Consider the following 18,995-nt stretch of genomic DNA (forward strand, 5'->3'; position numbering starts at 1 on the left):
GATATAGAAATTCCCTTTATCTATTTACTTAATACTATCTAAATAATTCTTTTGTCCAATTTCATATAAATTATTACCTTCACTATCTATTATAACAACAACAGGTAAATCCTCTACTTCCAATCTCCTTATAGCCTCTGCTCCAAGTTCCTCATACGCAACTATTTCATTTTTCTTTATGCATTTAGAAATGAGAGCACCTGCGCCTCCGATAGCACCAAAATATACAGCTTTATTCTTTATTATACTCTCAACCACTTCATTATTTCTTAGCCCCTTACCTATCATACCTTTAAGTCCTAAGTTTAACAGCTGCGAAGTATACGAATCCATTCTATAGCTAGTTGTCGGACCAGCAGACCCTATTATCTCGCCTGGCTTAGCTGGAGTTGGCCCTACATAATAAATAACTGAATCTTTAACATCAATAGGCAATTCTTTATTATTTTCTATTAATTCAATAAGCTTTTTATGTGCAGCATCTCTTGCAGCATATATAGTACCACTTATAAGTACTGTATCTCCAACCTTTAGCTCTAAGACCTTATCGTCAGTTAATGGCATGATTATCTTCTTTTCCAATTAATCTTCCTCCTATAACTCTATCTCAGCATGTCTAGTAGCATGACAATTGATATTTACTGCGACTGGTAGTCCTGCAATATGTGTTGGATATACCTCAACATTTACACCTAATGCTGTTGTTTTTCCTCCAAACCCTTGAGGGCCTATTCCAAGCTCATTAATTTTTTCTAAAAGTTCCTTTTCTAAATCAGCATAGTAGCTACTTGAATTGCTTTCATTTATATTTCTTATTAGTGCCTTTTTAGCCAAATTAGCAGCCTTATCAAAGGTTCCACCAATGCCTACCCCAACTACTATTGGTGGGCATGGATTAGGACCTGCTTTTCTCACAGTTTCTAATACAAATTCTTTCACACCATCTATGCCGTCAGATGGCTTTAACATTTTTATTGCACTCATATTTTCTGATCCAAAACCTTTAGGCGCAACAGTAATTTTCATTTTATCCCCACTTACTATATTATAATAAATTACTGCTGGGGTATTATCTTTAGTATTAACTCTATTTATAGGATCTTCAACTACAGACTTTCTCAAAAACCCTTCGTCATATCCTCTTCTTACTCCTTCATTTATTGCATCCTCAAGAAGCCCACCGGTGATGTGTACATCTTGGCCTAATTCTACAAACACACATGTCATACCTGTATCCTGACATATTGGCATATTTTCATTTTTAGCAATATCTGAATTTATCACAATATTATCTAAAATATTTTTAGCTATTGGCCAACTTTCATTTTTTCTAGCATTTTCTAAACTATTTCTTAAATCCTCTCCAAGATAATAGTTTGAAGATATACATAATTTTTTTACTGAATCTATTATTTGCGTAATATGTATTTCTTTCATAATTAACCTCCCCAAGTATTTTAATAAAGTATATTTTAAATATATTATTATCTAGTTTTGAAAAAAGATTTTGGATTGAAGTGTTTCATATTTAAATATAAATTATAATTGTTAGCATATTATGCTGAGAATGAAATTATAATCTATTATATCATTATTTTAAGGAGTAGGCATGAAAACAAAACTTTCCTCCAAACTTTACGACATAATAATATACGGATTGATAGTAATACTATTAATAATAGTATTTTATGATTTCTATCATATAATAAATAGGGACAAGGCTAATTCAGTTCCCCATAACAGTATTAGTGTATCCCCTATAACAGGCGAAAGGATTACTGAAGTAGGATCATCAAATTCAGTAATAGGCATTAAGTATTCTCCCGTAAAAATAAAAGACCTCACTAATGTAACAATAAGTGATATAGTCTATGAAACCTTTAATAAGGAAAGCAATTATATAGAATATTGGGCAGTTTTTTATAATAAGAAAATTGAGAGAAATGATTCTATAGATGTGATTAAAAATCTAACATTAAAAGACATACCTCATTTCGATTTTATGGACAAGGTAGACTTATATAAATTTAATTTTAAATCTAACTGTGATACAGTTTTTGTAGAATATAAGCCAGGCATTTCCTCCAGCTTTACATATAATGGAGAAAACTATGTTCACTATAATGGTCCTATAACAGAAAAAAATGTCGTTACAAACAAAGAGCTTTCTTTTACAAATTTAGTCATCCAATACGTAGATGAGAAAAATATAAACCACGAAGATATCTTTTCTCATAAAGGAGAAGGCGATGGTTTTTTATTCACAGGTGGAAAAGTTCAGAAGATATTTTGGAGAGATAACAATTTTTTCTTAAGTGATGGAGTTACTCCGTTGACATTAATTCGTGGAAATACTTACTGGGTAGTCACTGATAGTTCAACAAACATAATTACATCAAAATATCTTGTTAAAAAATAATTCTATCTTATGAAACCATACTTCTCAATTAATTTATAAATAGTATATCCTCTTAGTAAATAAAAAAGAGACTGTTTCAGAGTTTTTTAGATAGTAATTACTTTGAAACACTCTCTATATATTTGTATGATAACATTATTTCCTAGGAAATTTGATTATTCAGCACCATTTTTAGACTGAAAGTACTTATCTACTCCATAGCTAATTGCCTCAGCTAACTTTCTCTGATAATCTTCTGTTTTCAGTAGTTGTTCTTCATCGGGATTAGACAAAAATCCACATTCTACTATAACACTTGGTATCCCTAACTTATCTCTTAATATTTTATATTGATCACCAGCTGCTTTTGCTATTCTTTTATTTTCCTTGTCTATCCTCTCAACTAATGCACTTTGAATCGTATCGCCTAACTTTTTACTTTCTTCATTGCTTGCGTGCCATACCTGTGCTCCGCAGTATTTACTCTGTGGGAACATGTTTTGATGTATGCTTACAAATATATCACACTTAGTACTCTCTTTCAATTTAACTCTATTAGTTAAATCTTCTACTTTTTTTTCCCTCACAGAATTTCCTTTTTCATATAGCCCACTATCATCTTCTCTTGTCATATAGACCTTATAATTTTTCTTTTCCAAATAATCTTTAAGCATTAATGAAATAGATAGATTAATATCTTTTTCTATGGTGCCATTCTTTGACTTAGCACCCCCATCAATTCCACCATGTCCTGCATCTATTAATACTACTTTTTGTTCTTGTTTCGTTTTATCTTCTACTGCATTAACAATTACAGTATTAGTGAAAAATACAATTATGCAAACAAATAATACAGCTATACGCTTCCTCATAGTGACCTCCATAAATACAATAATATCTGTAGTATTTTCTGCAGCATTTATATATTTATACACTATATTAAAAGTATATCTAAGTATATATCATATAAACTTTAATCATAAAGCTGAACTACTTCTTGTTGGAGTCAATTAAAATAAAGATTCCTAGATATATAAGATTAGTAAGACTTTAAAAATATATTAAGCTGGTTGCTTACTAATATTAATTCAAATGAACAAGTATCTTTTTGTAATTATATGCATAAAAAAAAAGAGGAATACTCCTCTTTTTTGAAATACTATCTCTTTGAGAACTGTGGTGATCTTCTAGCTTTCTTAAGACCGTATTTCTTTCTTTCCTTCATTCTTGGATCTCTTGTTAAGAATCCTGCTCTCTTTATTTCTGGCTTAACTGCTTCGTCAGATTTAACTAAAGCTCTTGATATACCGTGTCTTATAGCTCCTGCTTGACCTGTAAGTCCACCACCATGTACATTAACTATAACATCAAATTTATCTTTAGTTCCAGTTAATACTAATGGTTGATTAACTATAACTCTTAAAGTTTCTAAACCAAAATATGTTTCTATATCTTTGCTATTGATTACTACCTTACCTTCACCTGCAACAAGTCTAACTCTTGCAACTGATTTCTTTCTTCTTCCAGTAGCCATGTATTGAACCTTTGCCATTTCTAATCCTCCTCCCGAGCGTCAAATTAGTACTTTAATTCAAGTACTTCTGGATTTTGAGCTGCATGATTGTGTTCTGCACCTCTATAAACCTTAAGCTTTGTAAGCATTTTTCTTCCTAAAACTCCCTTTGGAAGCATTCTTCTTACAGCTTCTTCAAAAGCGAATTCAGGTTTCTTATCTAAAACTTCTCTATATGGAGTTTCTTTTAATCCACCTGGATATAAGCTGTGCTTTCTCATTAATTTTTGATCTAGTTTCTTTCCAGTTAAAAGAACCTTTTCAGCATTTATAATTATTACGAAATCTCCGCAATCAACATTTGGAGTAAATGTTGGCTTATTCTTACCTCTTAATATTGAAGCAACTTGGCTAGCAACTCTTCCTAGTGGCTTTCCAGCAGCATCAACGACATACCATTTTCTTTCAACTTCATTAGCTTTTGCAATGTATGATTTCATCGTTTTCCCTCCCTGAACTTTCTTTAAAGCTTGCTTACGCATATAGTCAAATCTATAATGTCAAGATCCATGCTAAGTGGATCTTATACACGTATCTCACGAACATAGACTATTATAATACACGCTTACGGGCGTGTCAACAAATTTTATCAATAATTTAGTAAAAAACTTTTTCTAAGCATAAACCACAAGCTGGCGCAGACTTTCCAGCTTTCTGCCTTATTCCCTCTGATATAATTTTTTCCACATCACTAGGCTCAATCTTATGTATACCCACCATTATTAAGGTCCCTACTATTATTCTAACCATATTATATAAAAAACCATTACCAGCTACATAAAATTTAATAATATCATTATTCACTTCAATATCTAGCTGAGTTATTGTTCTAACAGTGGTTTTTACTGATCCACCTTTATTTTGAAAAGCCTTAAAATCATGAGTTCCTAAAAAATATTGAGCCGCCAATTTTATAGCCTCTATATCTAGTTTTTTTTCATAATTATAAAAATAATTTCTTCCTATAACAGTGGGTACTTCATTGTTTCTTATAGTATAACTATACATTTTTCCCTTTGATGAATACCTAGCATGAAAATCATCTGAAACCTCTTCAGATGATATAACTAATATATCATCCGGCAGCTTTGTATTAAGGGCGTCCTTAAACCTCTCAGCAGGTATTCTGCTATTAGTTTTAAAGTTTACTACATAACCTCTTGCATGAACCCCAGAATCCGTTCTGGAGCTTCCTAACGTCTCTATGTCCTCTTTAGTTAAAGTTCTAATTGCCTTATCTAATTTATTCTGTACAGTCATCCCATGTTTTTGCTTTTGCCATCCGTTGTAGCCAGTTCCATCATACTCTAAAATAAGTTTTATATTTCTCAACTAAATCACCTAATTATCTTATTCCAAACCTAACGTAAAAACTTATCACTAGTAAAGCAATTATTATAATATAAGCTACAACATCCCTAGCTCCATATTTTAGTTGCTTCATTCTTGTTCTTCCTTCTCCACCTCTATAACATCTAGCCTCCATTGCCATAGCAAGCTCATCAGCTCTTCTAAATGAACTTATGAATAGAGGAACTAATAAAGGAATTAAGCTCTTTGCCTTTTGTATAACATTTCCTGATTCGAAATCTGCTCCTCTAGCTTGTTGAGCCTTCATTATCTTATCAGTTTCATCCATTAAAGTTGGTATAAATCTTAGAGCTATAGTCATCATCATTGCAAGCTCATGTGCTGGAACCCCTATTTTCTTAAATGGATTAAGAAGATTCTCAATTCCATCAGTTAACTCTATAGGAGAAGTGGTTAATGTTAATAACGATGTCCCTAAAATTAAAAATATAAGTCTAAGGGTCATAAATACTGCAGTATCTATCCCTTCTTTATATATATTAATGAATTTGAAAGTATAAATTAAGTTCTCAGGTTTGCCTTGTATCATAAAGATATTTAACGCAGCCGTTATCAGAATAAGTACAAAAACAGGTTTCAAACCTCTATATAAAAATCTTAAATGAACTTGTGAAAATAGTATTGATGCACATAAGAAAGCTGTAACAAAAATATATCCAACATATTTATTCATAATAAAGAGAGAAACTATAAAAAGCATGGATATCAATATTTTAGTTCTTGGATCTAACTTATGTATGAACGAATCACCCGGTATATACTGGCCTATTGTAATTTCCTTTAGCATAATATCCCTAATCTCCCTTCCTACTTGTTATTTTTTATATATTGCAGCAATTCTTCTTTTGCCTGTTCTACTGTAAATACACTACTGCTTATATTAAATCCCTTATTTCTTAATGATCTAACTAAGTAAGTTACCTGTGGTGCAGCTAATCCTACTTCTTCTAATACTTCTATTTTATTAAATATTTCAGAAGGAAAACCATCTAATATAGATTTACCTTTATTCATAACTATTACTCTATCTGCCAGCTTTGCAACATCTTCCATACTATGGCTTACTAGTATTATAGTCATATTATATTCCTTATGCAGTATATTTATCTGCTCTAATATCTCATCTCTGCCCTTAGGATCTAATCCTGCTGTAGGTTCATCTAATATTAATATCTTAGGTTCCATTGCCACAACTCCAGCTATAGCAACTCTTCTTTTTTGACCTCCGCTTAGTTCAAATGGTGATTTATCCTTATACATCTCATATTCTAAACCAACCATTTTCATAGCTCTCTTAGTTCTTTTATCTATCTCATCTTCTGATAGACCTAAATTTCTTGGTCCAAATTGTATGTCCTTCTCTATTGTCTCTTCAAAAAGTTGATATTCCGGATACTGGAATACAAGTCCTATTTTTTTTCTTATATCTGATAGTTTTACCCCTTTTTGAGTTATGTCAATGTCATCAACAATTATCTTCCCACTAGATGGTTTCAATAATCCATTTAAATGTTGAATAAGAGTTGATTTACCTGACCCAGTATGACCTATAAGAGCTACAAACTGTCCATCCATTATTTCTAATGATACATCATCTAATGCTTTTTTCTCAAAGGGTGATTTTGGCATATATATATGAGTTAAGTTTTCTATTTTAATTGACATAATGCATCCACCATCTCATCTACATTTAATATTTTAGTGCTTATATTTATTCCTGACTTCTGAAGTTCATAAGCCAATTCAGTAACTTGAGGCACATCCAATCCTATCTTCTTCATAGTTTCAACTTGAGAAAATACTTCTCTTGGAACACCTTCCATCATTACTTTACCTTGATCCATTACTACTATTCTATCAGCTTCAGCAGCTTCGTCCATATAATGAGTTATTAGAATTATAGTTATTCCATAATTCTTATTAACATCTTTTATAGTACTAATAACTTCTTTTCTACCTATAGGATCTAGCATTGCAGTAGGTTCATCTAATATTATACATTGTGGCCTCATAGCCAGAATACCAGCTATTGCAATTCTTTGCTTTTGTCCTCCTGATAACAGATGAGGAGCATGTTTCCTATATTCGTACATTTCAACTTTCTTCAAGCTATCATCTACTCTTTTTCTTATTTCTGAAGGTTCTATTCCCAAATTCTCAGGTCCAAAAGCTACATCTTCTTCTACAATTGTAGCTACCATTTGATTGTCAGGGTTCTGAAACACCATTCCAGCTCTTTTTCTTACTTCCCAGGTATTATCTACATCAGATGTGTCAATACCATCCACGTATACTTTCCCACCGCTAGGAAGGAGTAACGCATTTATATGTTTGGCAATAGTGGACTTTCCCGAGCCATTATGTCCAAGCACAACCAAGAATTCACCTTTTTTAACACTTAGGTTAACACCATTAATAGCATACTTTTCTTCCCCATTTTCACCATTTACATATTTAAAAGTGAGATCTTTGCATTCTACCATCATATCACTCATTGAAATTCCTCCAAAATTATTTCTAATCACATTATAAAGCTTACTAATTTCTGAATAAGTTTTATAATGTGGACAATATCTATTGTCTATTATACTTTATAAAATAGTAGTTTTCTATACTGTTTACACATGAATATACATCCAAATAAAATTATATGTTAAAATGGGGACTAAGCCGTAACTTAATCCCCAGTAAATTATACTAATTCAAGTATAACTATTTCAGCTCCGTCGCCTCTTCTTGGGCCAACTTTATACATTCTTGTATAACCACCGTTTCTCTCAGTGTATTTTGGAGCAACATTTTCAAATAAGTTCTTCACTACTGCTTCTTCAGTAACAAAAGACAAAACCTGTCTTCTTGCATGAAGATCTCCTCTTTTAGCAAGAGTGATCATTTTTTCTGCAAGACTTCTAGCTTCTTTAGCTCTTGTTTCAGTTGTTTCTATTTTACCATGCTTTAAGAAGCTTGTAACAAGGTTTCTTAGCATAGCTTTTCTCTGATCAGTAGGACGACCTAACTTACGATATCCTGCCATAGCTTTACCTCCTTACCTACTCGTCATTTAATCTAAGACCTAAACCCAATTCTTTAAGCTTTCTTTCAACTTCTTCAAGGGACTTCTTACCAAGGTTTCTTACCTTCATCATATCATCCATTGATCTTTGAGCAAGCTCTTGAACAGTGTTTATACCAGCTCTCTTTAAACAGTTATATGATCTAACTGATAAATCAAGCTCCTCTATAGTCATTTCAAGTACTTTTTCTTTATTATCTTCTTCTTTTTCGATCATTATTTCAACATCATTAGTGTTGTCTGTAAGAGTCATAAATAATTTGAAGTGTTCTATAAGAATCTTTGCAGATAAACTTATAGCTTCCTCAATCTTTATTGTTCCATTAGTCCAAACTTCTAAAGTTAACTTATCATAATCTGTGATTTGGCCAACTCTAGTATTTTCAACTGTGAAATTAACTCTTTTTACAGGTGTGTATATTGAGTCCATTGCTATAGAACCTATTGGAAGATTGTCGCTCTTATTTTTATTTTGGGAAACATACCCTCTTCCTCTATTAACGGTAATCTCCACATACAACTTAGCATTTTCATCTAGAGTTGCGATATGTAAATCTTCGCTAACAACTTCTACATCACCATCAGTCTTTATATCAGCACCTGTAACTACTCCAGGGCCTTTTGCATCAATATATATAGTCTTTGGGCCATCTCCAGTCATTCTAAGCGCTAAGGACTTCATGTTAAGAATTAATTCTGTAACATCTTCCTTCACACCAGTTACTGTAGAAAACTCATGAACTACACCATCAATTTTTACTGATGTTGGTGCAGCTCCTGGTAAAGAAGAAAGTAATATTCTTCTTAATGCATTACCAAGAGTTGTTCCATAACCTCTTTCTAGCGGTTCAATAACAAATTTACCATAAGTACCGTCATCGCTAGATTCAACACATTCGATTATTGGCTTTTCTATTTCTAACATTAACAAACCCTCCTTTTATATAAAATGGCAACCTTATTATGAGGGCAACTGATCCTATATCTGCAAGGATTAAAAAACCTATACAAATATTACTGTTACTTGCTGTATAATTCGACGATCAGTGTTTCATTAACTGGAACATCGATGTCCTCTCTTGCAGGCTCAGCTACAACTTTTCCTTCAAAGTTGTCAGGGTTTCCTGTTAACCATTTTGGTAATGGCTTTGGATTTTCAGCAAAAACTTTGAACTTTTCAGAAGCTCTGCTCTTTTCTGATACAGTTACAACGTCATTTACTGATAATTTGTATGATGCAATGTCAACCTTCTTGCCATTTACTAAGAAATGACCATGGTTAACTAATTGTCTAGCTTCAACTCTTGATGCACCGTATCCTAATCTGAATACAACATTATCAAGTCTTAATTCAAGAAGTTTTAATAGGTTTTCACCAGAAATTCCTCTTAATTTTTCAGCTCTTTTATAGTATGTTGAGAATTGGCTTTCAAGAACACCATATATTCTCTTTGCTTTTTGCTTTTCTCTTAATTGTACGCCATAGTTAGAAAGTTTCTTCTTGCTAGCTCCATGCTGTCCTGGTGCATAACTTCTTCTAACAAATGCGCATTTGTCTGTATAGCATCTATCCCCTTTAAGGAATAGTTTCATACCTTCTCTTCTACATAATCTGCATGTAGCTCCAGTATATCTTGCCATTAATTACACCTCCTAATTACGTAAACTATACTCTTCTTCTTTTTGGTGGTCTACATCCGTTGTGTGGTATTGGAGTAACATCTTTTATTAATGTAACTTCAAGACCTGCTGCTTGTAAAGATCTGATTGCTGCTTCTCTACCAGCTCCTGGACCTTTAACATAAACTTCAACACTCTTTAAACCGTGTTCCATTGCTGCCTTAGCAGCAGTCTCTGCTGCCATTTGAGCTGCATATGGAGTGCTCTTTCTTGAGCCTCTAAAACCTAATCCACCTGCACTTGCCCATGATAATGCATTACCTTGAACATCAGTTAAAGTAACAATAGAGTTATTGAAAGTTGACTTGATGTGTGCAGCACCATGTTCAACATTCTTTCTCTCTTTTCTTCTTCTTGTCTTCTTAACCTTTTGAGCTGCCATTGTCTTCCCTCCTCACTATTTCTTCTTGTTAGCTATAGTCTTCTTAGGACCTTTTCTTGTTCTAGCATTAGTCTTAGTCTTTTGACCTCTTACTGGAAGACCTCTTCTGTGTCTAATTCCTCTGTAAGAACCAATTTCAACTAATCTCTTAATGTTTAACGCAATGTCTCTTCTTAGATCACCTTCAACATTTAAGTTCTTGTTGATGTAATCTCTTACTGCGTTTACTTCTTCTTCAGTAAGATCCTTAACTCTTGTATCAGGATTTACTCCTGTTGCTTCAAGAATTTTGTGTGAAGTAGGTAGTCCTATTCCATATATATAAGTTAGACCTATTTCAACTCTTTTTTCTCTTGGTAGGTCAACACCTGCTATTCTTGCCATTAAAAGTTACACCTCCTGGTAATTGAAATGCGTTTTCTAAAGTTTTAATTCATATTTTATATAAAAAATCTTAGGTCTATAGGTAACGCCTATAGTCAGCCGCCCTAAAATTTATTAGCATTAAGAAAATACCTATATAATCTTATTTTAGTTTTAGCAAAAAGTCAACAAATACTTTTATACTAACGCAAATTATTTTTTTATTTCTTATATTTTCTTATTAGCCTTGTTTTTGCTTGTGCTTAGGATTTTCACAGATTACCATTACTCTTCCTTTTCTTCTTATAACTTTGCACTTTTCGCAAATAGGCTTAACTGATGGTCTTACCTTCATCGCTAACCCTCCTCATATTCCTTTAGAGGCCCAAAGATAATATATTATATCTTCAAACTACTCTGAATAGTATTTTCGCTAGCAAAATTTGATTGCTATTAATTTGATTTGTTAACACAAAATATTAAAGTTACTTAAGAATGTTATTTCGCTCTCCAAGTTATTCTACCTCTAGTTAGATCATATGGAGAAAGTTCAATAGTAACTTTATCTCCTGGTAGAATTCTTATAAAGTTCATTCTAAGCTTTCCTGAAATATGTGCTAATATCTTATGTCCGCTTTCTAACTCAACCTGAAACATAGCATTTGGTAGTGCTTCTAGCACCACGCCCTGCATTTCTATTACATCATCTTTTGACATAAGGTAATCAGACCTCCTTGACAATGCCATTAAGTTTTAAAAATCTTTTTAATTTAAGATCTGTAGTATTATCTTTAGATAATATACATTCCTTAACATGTTCATCCACTTTATTAGTTAAAACTAAGTGTTTTAGTTTCTTTTTCTTTGGCATTTCTAATGTTTTCGTATTTCCATTAGCAAGCAAAACATATTCCTCATTTAACTGATCAACAATTATATAAGGTTTATCTTCATCTCTTCCTGCTTTTGAAAATACCATCTTGCCAATTAAAGTGTCTTTTTGCAAAGTTTTCACCTCGATGATTACCTTAGCCATAAATCAACATAGCCAATAAAATGGCAAGATGTGAATTTATAACTAAGCAACACGTATTTATTTTATCAGTGTCAATATTTCAGGGCCATTCGGTAATATAGCTACAGTATTCTCATAGTGTGCTGACAAGCTACCATCAACTGTCACTACAGTCCAATCATCAGATAATGTTTTAACATGGTAATCCCCTATGTTAACCATAGGTTCAATTGCTAAAACCATACCTTCAGTAAGTTTAGGACCTCTACCCGGACGCCCGAAATTAGGAACTTCAGGATCCTCATGTACATCCTTACCAATGCCGTGTCCTACATAATCACGTACTACAGAAAATCCGTTTGATTCAACATATTGCTGAATATCATAAGATATATCTGTTAATCTATTTCCTACATGAGCTTTTTCTATCCCTTTAAAGAAACTTTCTTTGGTAACATCTATTAATTTTCTTGCTTGATCAGAAATTTCACCTACAGCAAAGGTTCTAGCAGCATCGCTATGATATCCATTTAAAAAGACACCACCGTCAACGCTTATTATATCCCCTTCTTTTAATCTGTACTTTCCTGGAAATCCATGAACTACAACTTCATTAACCGATATACAAAGTGAACTAGGAAATCCATATAAGCCTTTAAAAGATGGTTTTGCTCCATGCTTAGTTATAAATTCTTCTGCAATTTTATCTAGTTCAGCTGTAGTTATTCCTGGTTTTATGTTTTCTTCTAGAAGTAATAATACTTCTCCAAGAAGTCTTCCTGCTTTTCTCATTAGGTCGATTTCATTATCATTTTTTAATATAATCATTACTTATCGCTCCCTAATATGCGACAGATACTTTCAAAGACCTCATTGATTGCTTTTGTACCATCAACAACTGACAGCATATCTCTATTGCTATAAAAATCAATCAGTGGCTGTGTTTGTCTTTCATAGACATCTAGTCTTTCCCTAACGGTCTCTTCTGCATCGTCTTTTCTTTGAATGATATCACTTCCGCAAACATCACACTTACTAGCTACTATTGGTGGGTTGAATTTTACATGGTAACTAGCTCCACACGATGGACAAACTCTCCTACCAGTCATTCTTTCTAAAATAAATTCCTTTGGTACATCAATGCATAAAGATGTATCCAAGTTTTCGTCTCTATCCTGTAAAAATAACTGTAATGCCTCTGCTTGATGAACTGTCCTAGGAAAACCATCTAATAGATATCCGTTTTTACAGTCTTCTTGCTGAAGCCTATCTTTAACCATATTGATAGTCACATCGTCTGGCACGAGTTGACCATCATCAATATATTTTTTAGCTTCTACACCTAACGGTGTGTTTTCAGAAATATTCTTTCTAAATATGTCACCAGTAGATATATGTGGAATGGAGTATCTATTACTTATTGATTTTGCCTGTGTTCCCTTTCCTGCACCAGGAGGACCTAATAATACTATTTTCACGGGCATCATCTCCATTGTTTAATCTATTTAAGGAATCCTTGATAATGTCTCATAACAAGTTGAGATTGCAATTGTCTCATAACTTCAAGTGAAACACTAACTAATATTAGGAGAGATGTTCCCCCAAATGAAAGACCCTTAAAAGCTGTATAATTTTCAACTAATAACGGTGATACTGCTATAATTGCAGCAAAAATACCACCTATTAATGAGATTCTATCTAAAAGTCTTGTTAAATAATCTGCTGTTGGTTGACCAGGTCTTATTCCAGGAATAAACCCAGCTGATTTATGCATATTCTCAGACATTTCTTCAGGTTTAAATGTAACCTGAGTATAGAACCAAGTAAAGAATACAGTCAATAAAGCGTAAATCACTAAGTATAGCCACTTATCTTTATTGAAAGGACTCCATGTTCCAGCCTGAATCCACTGTGCCCATCCCTTTGTTGGGAAGAACTGAGCAATTACAGTTGGGAACTGCATTACAGACATAGCAAAAATTATTGCTATAACTGTTGATCCTATTAAACTTAAAGGAATATGAGTTGATTGTCCTTTATATACTTTACCACCAACTGCTTTTCCAGCATATTGAACAGTTATTCTTCTTTCTGATAAAGATAAATATACAACTGATGCTAATAAAGCAAGTGATGCTACAGCTAATAAAAACACTTCAACTATATTTGTTTCACCTTTGCTTTGAGTACTTAATACCGCACTCAAAGTTTGAGGGAATCTAGAAATAATATTTACAAATATTAAAAGTGAAATACCATTTCCAATACCTTTAACTGTTATTTGATCTCCTAACCACATACAGAAGGTTGAACCAACTACCAATGTTAACATTATTAAAAATGTATTAAAAGGTGTATCAGTCTTTAATGCTCCTAAATTATGAATAAGAACATAAGTACCATATGCTGTTATAAAACCAAATGCTATTGACGCATATCTAGTAATCTTTTGTATCTTCTTTCTTCCCTCTTCACCTTCTTTTGAAAGTTGCTCAAGCTGAGGAATAGAAATATTCAACAACGACATTATGATTGATGCATTAATATAAGGAACAACTCCTAATGCAAATATACTAAATCTTTTAAAAGCACCACCAGAAATTAAATCATAGAATCCAAATAAACTTCCGGACTTAGTTAGGTTATCAAGACTAGTTGTATCAATTCCAGGAACAGGAATATGATTTCCTATCCTGAAAATTGCAACTAATACAAAAGTCCATATCAATCTTTTTCTTAACTCCGGAACCTTCCAGGCATTACGTAGGGTTGATAGCATTATTAGATCACCTCAACTTTTCCTCCAGCAGCAACTATTTTATCAGCCGCTGATTTTGAGAACTTGCAACCTTTTACTGTTAAACTCTTCTCAACATTTCCGTTTCCTAATATCTTAACTCCGTCAAGCACCTTACTTACTACTCTTCTTTCAAGTAATAAATCTGGAGTAACTTCTGTTCCATTTTCAAATACGTTTAATCTATCTACGTTTATTGTAACATATTCTTTAGCAAATATGTTTGTAAATCCTCTTTTAGGAAGTCTTCTGTAAAGTGGCATTTGGCCCCCTTCAAATCCTGGTCTAACTCCGCCACCAGTTCTTGAATTTTGACCCTTTTCACCTTTACCAGCGTTTCTTCCTAATCCTGAACCAGTACCTCTACCTACTCTCTTTGGAGCTTTTTTGCTTCCAGCAGCTGGTTTTAACTCATGAAGTTTCATTTAAGTACACCTCCTTGTTATTAAACTTCTTCTACCTTTAACAAGTAGTCAACTTTGTTTATCATACCTCTGATTTGAGCAGTTTCCTCATGTTCTACTGTTTTACCGATTTTTCTTAGTCCAAGGGCATTTGCAGTAGCGATATGGTCCTTTTTTCTACCTATTAAGCTTTTAACTAATGTTACTTTTAGTTTAGCCATCGCCTAATCCCTCCTAACCTAAAATCTCTTCAACAGATTTTCCTCTTAACTTAGCTATATCTTCAGCTGTTCTTAAGCTAGCTAATCCGTTGATTGTTGCGTTTACCATGTTTCTTGGGTTATTAGAACCTAATGACTTAGCTCTAACATCCTTTAATCCTGCTAATTCTAGTACTGATCTTGCAGGGCCTCCTGCTATAACTCCAGTACCTTCTGTAGCTGGCATTATAAGAACCTTACCAGTTCCGAACTTACCATATATTTCGTGAGGTACTGTTGTTCCAACTATAGCAACCTCTACTAAGTTCTTCTTAGCATCTTCAATTCCTTTTCTAATTGCTTCAGGTATTTCAATTGACTTACCCATTCCAACGCCTACGTGTCCGTTGCCATCTCCTACAACTACTAGAGCGCTGAATCTGAAGTTTCTACCACCCTTAACAACCTTAGTAACTCTGTTTATGAAAACAACCTTTTCTTTAAGGTCTAGTGTGCTAGGATCGATTCTCATGTATTTCCCTCCTTATTAGAATTTTAGTCCTGCTTCTCTTGCACCATTAGCTAATTCTTGAACTCTGCCGTGATATACATATCCGCCTCTGTCAAAAACTACTTCTGTTATACCTTTTTCAGCAGCTCTCTTAGCAACTAATTCGCCAACAAATTTTGCAGCTTCTTTATTGCTTCCAGCTTTTGCTGTAAACTCTTTATCTAGAGTTGAAGCAGATGCTAAAGTAACAGCATTAACATCATCTATGATTTGAGCATATATATTCTTTTCACTTCTATAAACTGAAAGTCTTGGTCTAGCTGAAGTACCGAAAACTTTCTTACGTACTCTAAGGTGACGTCTTTCTCTTGACGCTTTTCTGTCTACCTTCTTGAACATAAGGTTCACTCCTTTCTATTACTTCTTACCAGTCTTACCTTCCTTACGTCTGATAACTTCATCAGAGTATTTAATACCTTTACCTTTGTAAGGTTCTGGTTCTCTCCATGATCTTATATCAGCAGCAACTGCACCAACTTTTTCTTTATCAATACCTTGAACGAAAACTTTTGTAGTTCCTTCTAAAGCAAAAGTTACTCCATCAACTGGTTCTACTTCTACTGGGTGTGAGTATCCAAGGTTCATTACAAGCTTCTTACCTTGTAATTGTGCTCTGTAACCTACACCTACTAATTCCAATGTTTTTTGGAATCCATTAGTTACGCCTGTAACCATATTATTTAATAAAGCTCTTGTTAAACCATGTAGAGCTCTGTGTTCTTTAACATCACTTGGTCTTGTAACAACCACTTGGTTGTCTTCAACTGCTATTGTTATGTCCTTGTGCATAGCTTTAACTAGCTCTCCCTTTGGACCCTTTACTGTAACAACGTTGTCTGGTGTTACAGTAACAGTTACGCCAGCAGGGATAGCTATCGGCAATCTACCAACTCTTGACATAATTGCACCTCCTGTATTTTGGCATAAACGATCTAATATATTTATACTTAACCTATCTATATGGGATAGTAATTACCATACGTAGCAAATAACTTCTCCGCCTAGGCCTTCTTTTCTAGCTTCTCTATCAACAACTATACCTTTTGAAGTAGATATTACTGCAACTCCTAATCCATTAAGAACCTTAGGAATATCATCTTTCTTACAGTATACTCTTAAACCTGGCTTAGAGATTCTCTTTAATCCAGTTATAACTCTTTCTTTGTTAGAACCGTATTTTAAAGCGATTCTTAACATTGGTACAACACCATCATTGTACTCTTCAACATTCTTAATGTAACCTTCTTGTAATAATAAATTTACTACAGCCTTCTTTATGTTAGAAGAAGGTACCTCTACTACTTCATGTCTCACAGCATTTGCATTTCTTATACGTGTTAGCAAATCTGCTATAGGATCTGTCATAACCATTATATTGTGCCTCCTTTCATTACATCAATGATTTTACCAGCTTGCCTTCTTGCATCCAGGGATTTCTCCTTTGTAAGCAAGTTCTCTAAAACAGATACGGCAAATTCCGAATTTTTTAAGTACAGAATGTGGTCTTCCACATAATCTACATCTAGTATAAGCCCTAGTTTGGAACTTAGGCTCTTTTTTCCATTTTTCAATCATTGCTTTACGTGCCATCGTAACCCTCCTTATTATTGAGCGAATGGCATTCCCAAGAATCTTAACAATTCTCTTGCTTCTTCGTCAGTATTTGCAGTTGTAACGAAGATAATATCCATTCCTCTAACCTTATCAACTTTATCGTACTCGATTTCTGGGAATATTAATTGCTCTTTGATTCCTAGTGAGTAATTTCCTCTACCATCAAAAGATTTACTTGAAACTCCTCTGAAATCTCTAACTCTTGGAAGTGCTATTGACATTAATTTATCAGCAAATTCATACATCTTTGCTTTTCTTAATGTAACTTTGCATCCTAATGGCATATTTTGTCTGATCTTAAAGTTAGCAACTGAATTCTTAGCTCTTGTTATAATAGGTTTTTGACCTACTATTATTGTTAAGTCACTAACAGCTGATTCTAGGGCTTTAGGATTATCTTTAGCCTCTCCTACTCCCATGTTAACTACTATTTTTTCAAGCTTTGGAACTTGCATTACATTCTTATAACCGAACTTTTCCATCATTGCTTGAACTACTTCTTTTTCATATTTTTCTTGAAGTCTTGGCATAATTTTTTGTACCTCCTTTCAGATTCTAGAATGTTTCTCCACACTTCTTACATACTCTTACTTTAGTTCCGTCTTCTAAAACCTTATGGCTTATTCTAGTTGCGCTTTTACATTTATCGCAATATAGCATAACCTTTGAACTATATATTGGTGATTCAACCTTAATTATTCCACCTTGCATGTTTGTTCTGCTTGGTTTTTCATGTTTACTCACTATGTTAACACCTTTTACAAGAACTTTTCCTGTCTTTGGTGATACTTGTAAAACTTCACCGATCTTACCTGAATCTTTTCCTGATATTACAACTACAGTGTCGTTTTTTCTAACATGTACCTTCATCTTAGCCACCTCCTAATCTATTATAGAACTTCAGGTGCTAATGATAAAATTTTGTTAAATTCCTTATCTCTTAGCTCCCTAGCAACTGGTCCGAAGATACGAGTTCCTCTTGGTTGCTTATCTTCCTTTATAATAACTGCAGCATTCTCATCAAATTTGATGTATGAACCATCTGCTCTTCTTAGTCCTCTTACTGATCTAACGATAACTGCTTTTACAACATCACCTTTTTTAACAACTCCGCCTGGTGTTGCACTTTTAACACTAGCAACGATTATATCTCCGATGTTACCATACTTTCTTTTTGAACCGCCTAAAACTCTGATACACATTATTTCCTTTGCTCCAGAATTATCTGCAATTTTAAGTAAGGTTTGTTGTTGTATCATTGAATTACCCTCCTTTCGAAACTTAAGCTAAATTACTTAGCTCTTTCAATTATTTCAACAAGTCTCCATCTCTTATCCTTTGATAATGGTCTTGTTTCCATTATTTGTACTCTATCATTAACTTTTGCTTCATTATTTTCATCATGAGCTTTAAACTTAGTAGTTCTGTTAACTGTCTTTCCATACAATGGATGTCTTACCTTAGTTTCAACTGCAACTACTATAGTCTTATCCATTTTATCTGAAACAACTCTTCCTATTCTCTTTTTTCTTAATCCTCTTTCCACAGGACAAA

General features: G+C 33.4%; 32 protein-coding genes. 1 reads left to right on the forward strand and 31 read right to left on the reverse strand.

Going from position 1 to position 18,995, the window contains the following annotated elements:
- Positions 1-24 precede the first annotated feature (24 nt).
- Together bsdtw1_RS19480 and bsdtw1_RS19485 are read right to left on the reverse strand one after the other, a co-directional pair.
- Entirely contained in the window at positions 25-582 is a 558-nt protein-coding gene (locus bsdtw1_RS19480; protein WP_183279180.1) for a Fe-S-containing hydro-lyase, read from the reverse strand.
- 12 nt (positions 583-594) lie between these two features.
- Positions 595-1,437, reverse strand: a complete 843-nt coding sequence (locus bsdtw1_RS19485) for a fumarate hydratase (RefSeq protein ID WP_183279181.1) — start codon at positions 1,435-1,437, stop codon at positions 595-597.
- Between the two features lie 172 nt (positions 1,438-1,609).
- Here bsdtw1_RS19485 and bsdtw1_RS19490 point away from each other — a divergent pair, with 172 nt between their 5' ends.
- On the forward strand, positions 1,610-2,419 hold the full coding sequence (locus bsdtw1_RS19490; protein ID WP_183279182.1) for a DUF3048 C-terminal domain-containing protein: 810 nt from the start codon (positions 1,610-1,612) through the stop codon (positions 2,417-2,419).
- A 155-nt stretch (positions 2,420-2,574) separates the two neighbouring features.
- On the opposite strand, the gene cwlD is transcribed toward bsdtw1_RS19490, so the two are convergent.
- The 29 genes from cwlD to rpsQ all read right to left on the reverse strand — a co-directional run bounded on the left by cwlD (position 2,575) and on the right by rpsQ (position 18,987).
- A complete protein-coding gene (cwlD, locus tag bsdtw1_RS19495) occupies positions 2,575-3,270 on the reverse strand; it encodes an N-acetylmuramoyl-L-alanine amidase CwlD (RefSeq protein ID WP_183279183.1) in 696 nt (231 codons plus the stop codon).
- Between the two features lie 287 nt (positions 3,271-3,557).
- A complete protein-coding gene (gene rpsI, locus bsdtw1_RS19500) occupies positions 3,558-3,950 on the reverse strand; it encodes a 30S ribosomal protein S9 (protein ID WP_183279184.1) in 393 nt (130 codons plus the stop codon).
- 26 nt (positions 3,951-3,976) lie between these two features.
- Positions 3,977-4,411 carry a 50S ribosomal protein L13 gene (gene rplM / locus bsdtw1_RS19505; RefSeq protein ID WP_183279185.1) on the reverse strand — a complete coding sequence of 145 codons (435 nt, stop codon included), beginning with the start codon at positions 4,409-4,411 and terminating at the stop codon, positions 3,977-3,979.
- A gap of 157 nt (positions 4,412-4,568) precedes the next feature.
- Positions 4,569-5,303 (reverse strand): tRNA pseudouridine(38-40) synthase TruA, encoded by a 735-nt coding sequence (truA, locus tag bsdtw1_RS19510; protein ID WP_183279186.1) that lies wholly within the window; start codon positions 5,301-5,303, stop codon positions 4,569-4,571.
- A 13-nt stretch (positions 5,304-5,316) separates the two neighbouring features.
- Complete coding sequence (locus tag bsdtw1_RS19515; RefSeq protein ID WP_183279187.1) at positions 5,317-6,129, reverse strand: energy-coupling factor transporter transmembrane component T family protein; 813 nt, start codon at positions 6,127-6,129, stop codon at positions 5,317-5,319.
- Between the two features lie 20 nt (positions 6,130-6,149).
- Positions 6,150-7,007: an energy-coupling factor transporter ATPase gene (locus bsdtw1_RS19520; RefSeq protein ID WP_183279188.1), complete on the reverse strand. Its 858-nt coding sequence runs from the start codon at positions 7,005-7,007 to the stop codon at positions 6,150-6,152.
- A complete protein-coding gene (locus bsdtw1_RS19525) occupies positions 6,992-7,837 on the reverse strand; it encodes an energy-coupling factor transporter ATPase (RefSeq protein ID WP_183279189.1) in 846 nt (281 codons plus the stop codon). Before bsdtw1_RS19525 ends, bsdtw1_RS19520 begins: the two co-directional genes overlap by 16 nt.
- A gap of 197 nt (positions 7,838-8,034) precedes the next feature.
- The gene (gene rplQ / locus bsdtw1_RS19530) at positions 8,035-8,376 is read right to left on the reverse strand and encodes a 50S ribosomal protein L17 (protein ID WP_128211299.1); all 342 of its coding nucleotides are present in this window, start codon (positions 8,374-8,376) and stop codon (positions 8,035-8,037) included.
- A 16-nt stretch (positions 8,377-8,392) separates the two neighbouring features.
- Complete coding sequence (locus bsdtw1_RS19535) at positions 8,393-9,340, reverse strand: DNA-directed RNA polymerase subunit alpha (protein ID WP_183279190.1); 948 nt, start codon at positions 9,338-9,340, stop codon at positions 8,393-8,395.
- 95 nt (positions 9,341-9,435) lie between these two features.
- Complete coding sequence (rpsD, locus tag bsdtw1_RS19540) at positions 9,436-10,056, reverse strand: 30S ribosomal protein S4 (RefSeq protein ID WP_183279191.1); 621 nt, start codon at positions 10,054-10,056, stop codon at positions 9,436-9,438.
- Positions 10,057-10,081: 25 nt separating this feature from the next.
- Entirely contained in the window at positions 10,082-10,477 is a 396-nt protein-coding gene (rpsK, locus tag bsdtw1_RS19545) for a 30S ribosomal protein S11 (RefSeq protein WP_128211296.1), read from the reverse strand.
- A 15-nt stretch (positions 10,478-10,492) separates the two neighbouring features.
- On the reverse strand, positions 10,493-10,861 hold the full coding sequence (rpsM, locus tag bsdtw1_RS19550) for a 30S ribosomal protein S13 (protein ID WP_128211295.1): 369 nt from the start codon (positions 10,859-10,861) through the stop codon (positions 10,493-10,495).
- A gap of 220 nt (positions 10,862-11,081) precedes the next feature.
- Positions 11,082-11,195 carry a 50S ribosomal protein L36 gene (gene rpmJ, locus bsdtw1_RS19555; RefSeq protein WP_039312872.1) on the reverse strand — a complete coding sequence of 38 codons (114 nt, stop codon included), beginning with the start codon at positions 11,193-11,195 and terminating at the stop codon, positions 11,082-11,084.
- Positions 11,196-11,338: 143 nt separating this feature from the next.
- Positions 11,339-11,557 (reverse strand): translation initiation factor IF-1, encoded by a 219-nt coding sequence (gene infA / locus bsdtw1_RS19560; RefSeq protein ID WP_005212092.1) that lies wholly within the window; start codon positions 11,555-11,557, stop codon positions 11,339-11,341.
- Positions 11,558-11,564: 7 nt separating this feature from the next.
- Complete coding sequence (locus bsdtw1_RS19565; RefSeq protein WP_183279192.1) at positions 11,565-11,846, reverse strand: KOW domain-containing RNA-binding protein; 282 nt, start codon at positions 11,844-11,846, stop codon at positions 11,565-11,567.
- A gap of 87 nt (positions 11,847-11,933) precedes the next feature.
- Positions 11,934-12,683, reverse strand: a complete 750-nt coding sequence (gene map / locus bsdtw1_RS19570; protein WP_183279193.1) for a type I methionyl aminopeptidase — start codon at positions 12,681-12,683, stop codon at positions 11,934-11,936.
- Positions 12,683-13,333 (reverse strand): adenylate kinase, encoded by a 651-nt coding sequence (locus bsdtw1_RS19575; RefSeq protein ID WP_183279194.1) that lies wholly within the window; start codon positions 13,331-13,333, stop codon positions 12,683-12,685. Before bsdtw1_RS19575 ends, map begins: the two co-directional genes overlap by 1 nt.
- Before the next feature lie 23 nt (positions 13,334-13,356).
- Positions 13,357-14,634 carry a preprotein translocase subunit SecY gene (gene secY, locus bsdtw1_RS19580; RefSeq protein ID WP_183279195.1) on the reverse strand — a complete coding sequence of 426 codons (1,278 nt, stop codon included), beginning with the start codon at positions 14,632-14,634 and terminating at the stop codon, positions 13,357-13,359.
- A 2-nt stretch (positions 14,635-14,636) separates the two neighbouring features.
- Positions 14,637-15,077, reverse strand: a complete 441-nt coding sequence (rplO, locus tag bsdtw1_RS19585; protein WP_183279196.1) for a 50S ribosomal protein L15 — start codon at positions 15,075-15,077, stop codon at positions 14,637-14,639.
- Positions 15,078-15,097: 20 nt separating this feature from the next.
- Positions 15,098-15,277 (reverse strand): 50S ribosomal protein L30, encoded by a 180-nt coding sequence (gene rpmD, locus bsdtw1_RS19590; RefSeq protein ID WP_128211290.1) that lies wholly within the window; start codon positions 15,275-15,277, stop codon positions 15,098-15,100.
- 13 nt (positions 15,278-15,290) lie between these two features.
- Positions 15,291-15,788 (reverse strand): 30S ribosomal protein S5, encoded by a 498-nt coding sequence (rpsE, locus tag bsdtw1_RS19595; RefSeq protein WP_128211289.1) that lies wholly within the window; start codon positions 15,786-15,788, stop codon positions 15,291-15,293.
- Between the two features lie 15 nt (positions 15,789-15,803).
- A complete protein-coding gene (rplR, locus tag bsdtw1_RS19600; RefSeq protein ID WP_183279197.1) occupies positions 15,804-16,166 on the reverse strand; it encodes a 50S ribosomal protein L18 in 363 nt (120 codons plus the stop codon).
- Between the two features lie 18 nt (positions 16,167-16,184).
- The gene (gene rplF / locus bsdtw1_RS19605) at positions 16,185-16,727 is read right to left on the reverse strand and encodes a 50S ribosomal protein L6 (RefSeq protein ID WP_183279198.1); all 543 of its coding nucleotides are present in this window, start codon (positions 16,725-16,727) and stop codon (positions 16,185-16,187) included.
- A 72-nt stretch (positions 16,728-16,799) separates the two neighbouring features.
- The gene (gene rpsH, locus bsdtw1_RS19610; protein ID WP_183279199.1) at positions 16,800-17,198 is read right to left on the reverse strand and encodes a 30S ribosomal protein S8; all 399 of its coding nucleotides are present in this window, start codon (positions 17,196-17,198) and stop codon (positions 16,800-16,802) included.
- A 33-nt stretch (positions 17,199-17,231) separates the two neighbouring features.
- Complete coding sequence (locus bsdtw1_RS19615) at positions 17,232-17,417, reverse strand: type Z 30S ribosomal protein S14 (RefSeq protein ID WP_128211285.1); 186 nt, start codon at positions 17,415-17,417, stop codon at positions 17,232-17,234.
- Between the two features lie 14 nt (positions 17,418-17,431).
- A complete protein-coding gene (gene rplE, locus bsdtw1_RS19620) occupies positions 17,432-17,971 on the reverse strand; it encodes a 50S ribosomal protein L5 (protein WP_183279200.1) in 540 nt (179 codons plus the stop codon).
- 25 nt (positions 17,972-17,996) lie between these two features.
- Positions 17,997-18,311 carry a 50S ribosomal protein L24 gene (gene rplX, locus bsdtw1_RS19625; RefSeq protein WP_183279201.1) on the reverse strand — a complete coding sequence of 105 codons (315 nt, stop codon included), beginning with the start codon at positions 18,309-18,311 and terminating at the stop codon, positions 17,997-17,999.
- Between the two features lie 20 nt (positions 18,312-18,331).
- Positions 18,332-18,700, reverse strand: coding sequence for a 50S ribosomal protein L14 (gene rplN, locus bsdtw1_RS19630; RefSeq protein ID WP_183279202.1), 369 nt, complete (start codon positions 18,698-18,700; stop codon positions 18,332-18,334).
- 32 nt (positions 18,701-18,732) lie between these two features.
- Entirely contained in the window at positions 18,733-18,987 is a 255-nt protein-coding gene (gene rpsQ, locus bsdtw1_RS19635) for a 30S ribosomal protein S17 (RefSeq protein WP_183279203.1), read from the reverse strand.
- Positions 18,988-18,995: the final 8 nt, after the last annotated feature.

This window comes from Clostridium fungisolvens, assembly GCF_014193895.1.
Lineage (GTDB): Bacteria > Bacillota > Clostridia > Clostridiales > Clostridiaceae > Clostridium_AR > Clostridium_AR fungisolvens.

Bases quoted from the DNA above. Each gene is read 5' to 3' on its own strand.
- rplX (WP_183279201.1), bottom strand. From the start codon at position 18,311: ATGAAGGTACATGTTAGAAAAAACGACACTGTAGTTGTAATATCAGGA.
- bsdtw1_RS19490 (WP_183279182.1), top strand. From the start codon at position 1,610: ATGAAAACAAAACTTTCCTCCAAACTTTACGACATAATAATATACGGA.
- rplQ (WP_128211299.1), bottom strand. From the start codon at position 8,376: ATGGCAGGATATCGTAAGTTAGGTCGTCCTACTGATCAGAGAAAAGCT.
- infA (WP_005212092.1), bottom strand. From the start codon at position 11,557: ATGTCAAAAGATGATGTAATAGAAATGCAGGGCGTGGTGCTAGAAGCA.
- bsdtw1_RS19485 (WP_183279181.1), bottom strand. From the start codon at position 1,437: ATGAAAGAAATACATATTACGCAAATAATAGATTCAGTAAAAAAATTA.
- rplM (WP_183279185.1), bottom strand. From the start codon at position 4,411: ATGAAATCATACATTGCAAAAGCTAATGAAGTTGAAAGAAAATGGTAT.
- rpsM (WP_128211295.1), bottom strand. From the start codon at position 10,861: ATGGCAAGAATAGCAGGTGTTGACCTACCAAGAGAAAAAAGAGTTGAA.
- rpsD (WP_183279191.1), bottom strand. From the start codon at position 10,056: ATGGCAAGATATACTGGAGCTACATGCAGATTATGTAGAAGAGAAGGT.
- rplE (WP_183279200.1), bottom strand. From the start codon at position 17,971: ATGCCAAGACTTCAAGAAAAATATGAAAAAGAAGTAGTTCAAGCAATG.
- rplN (WP_183279202.1), bottom strand. From the start codon at position 18,700: ATGATACAACAACAAACCTTACTTAAAATTGCAGATAATTCTGGAGCA.
- bsdtw1_RS19535 (WP_183279190.1), bottom strand. From the start codon at position 9,340: ATGTTAGAAATAGAAAAGCCAATAATCGAATGTGTTGAATCTAGCGAT.
- rplF (WP_183279198.1), bottom strand. From the start codon at position 16,727: ATGTCAAGAGTTGGTAGATTGCCGATAGCTATCCCTGCTGGCGTAACT.
- map (WP_183279193.1), bottom strand. From the start codon at position 12,683: ATGATTATATTAAAAAATGATAATGAAATCGACCTAATGAGAAAAGCA.
- secY (WP_183279195.1), bottom strand. From the start codon at position 14,634: ATGCTATCAACCCTACGTAATGCCTGGAAGGTTCCGGAGTTAAGAAAA.
- bsdtw1_RS19525 (WP_183279189.1), bottom strand. From the start codon at position 7,837: ATGAGTGATATGATGGTAGAATGCAAAGATCTCACTTTTAAATATGTA.
- rplO (WP_183279196.1), bottom strand. From the start codon at position 15,077: ATGAAACTTCATGAGTTAAAACCAGCTGCTGGAAGCAAAAAAGCTCCA.
- rpsI (WP_183279184.1), bottom strand. From the start codon at position 3,950: ATGGCAAAGGTTCAATACATGGCTACTGGAAGAAGAAAGAAATCAGTT.
- cwlD (WP_183279183.1), bottom strand. From the start codon at position 3,270: ATGAGGAAGCGTATAGCTGTATTATTTGTTTGCATAATTGTATTTTTC.
- rplR (WP_183279197.1), bottom strand. From the start codon at position 16,166: ATGTTCAAGAAGGTAGACAGAAAAGCGTCAAGAGAAAGACGTCACCTT.
- bsdtw1_RS19520 (WP_183279188.1), bottom strand. From the start codon at position 7,007: ATGTCAATTAAAATAGAAAACTTAACTCATATATATATGCCAAAATCA.
- rpsK (WP_128211296.1), bottom strand. From the start codon at position 10,477: ATGGCAGCTCAAAAGGTTAAGAAGACAAGAAGAAGAAAAGAGAGAAAG.
- rpmJ (WP_039312872.1), bottom strand. From the start codon at position 11,195: ATGAAGGTAAGACCATCAGTTAAGCCTATTTGCGAAAAGTGCAAAGTT.
- bsdtw1_RS19615 (WP_128211285.1), bottom strand. From the start codon at position 17,417: ATGGCACGTAAAGCAATGATTGAAAAATGGAAAAAAGAGCCTAAGTTC.
- bsdtw1_RS19515 (WP_183279187.1), bottom strand. From the start codon at position 6,129: ATGCTAAAGGAAATTACAATAGGCCAGTATATACCGGGTGATTCGTTC.
- rpmD (WP_128211290.1), bottom strand. From the start codon at position 15,277: ATGGCTAAACTAAAAGTAACATTAGTTAAAAGCTTAATAGGTAGAAAA.
- rpsE (WP_128211289.1), bottom strand. From the start codon at position 15,788: ATGAGAATCGATCCTAGCACACTAGACCTTAAAGAAAAGGTTGTTTTC.
- rpsH (WP_183279199.1), bottom strand. From the start codon at position 17,198: ATGGTTATGACAGATCCTATAGCAGATTTGCTAACACGTATAAGAAAT.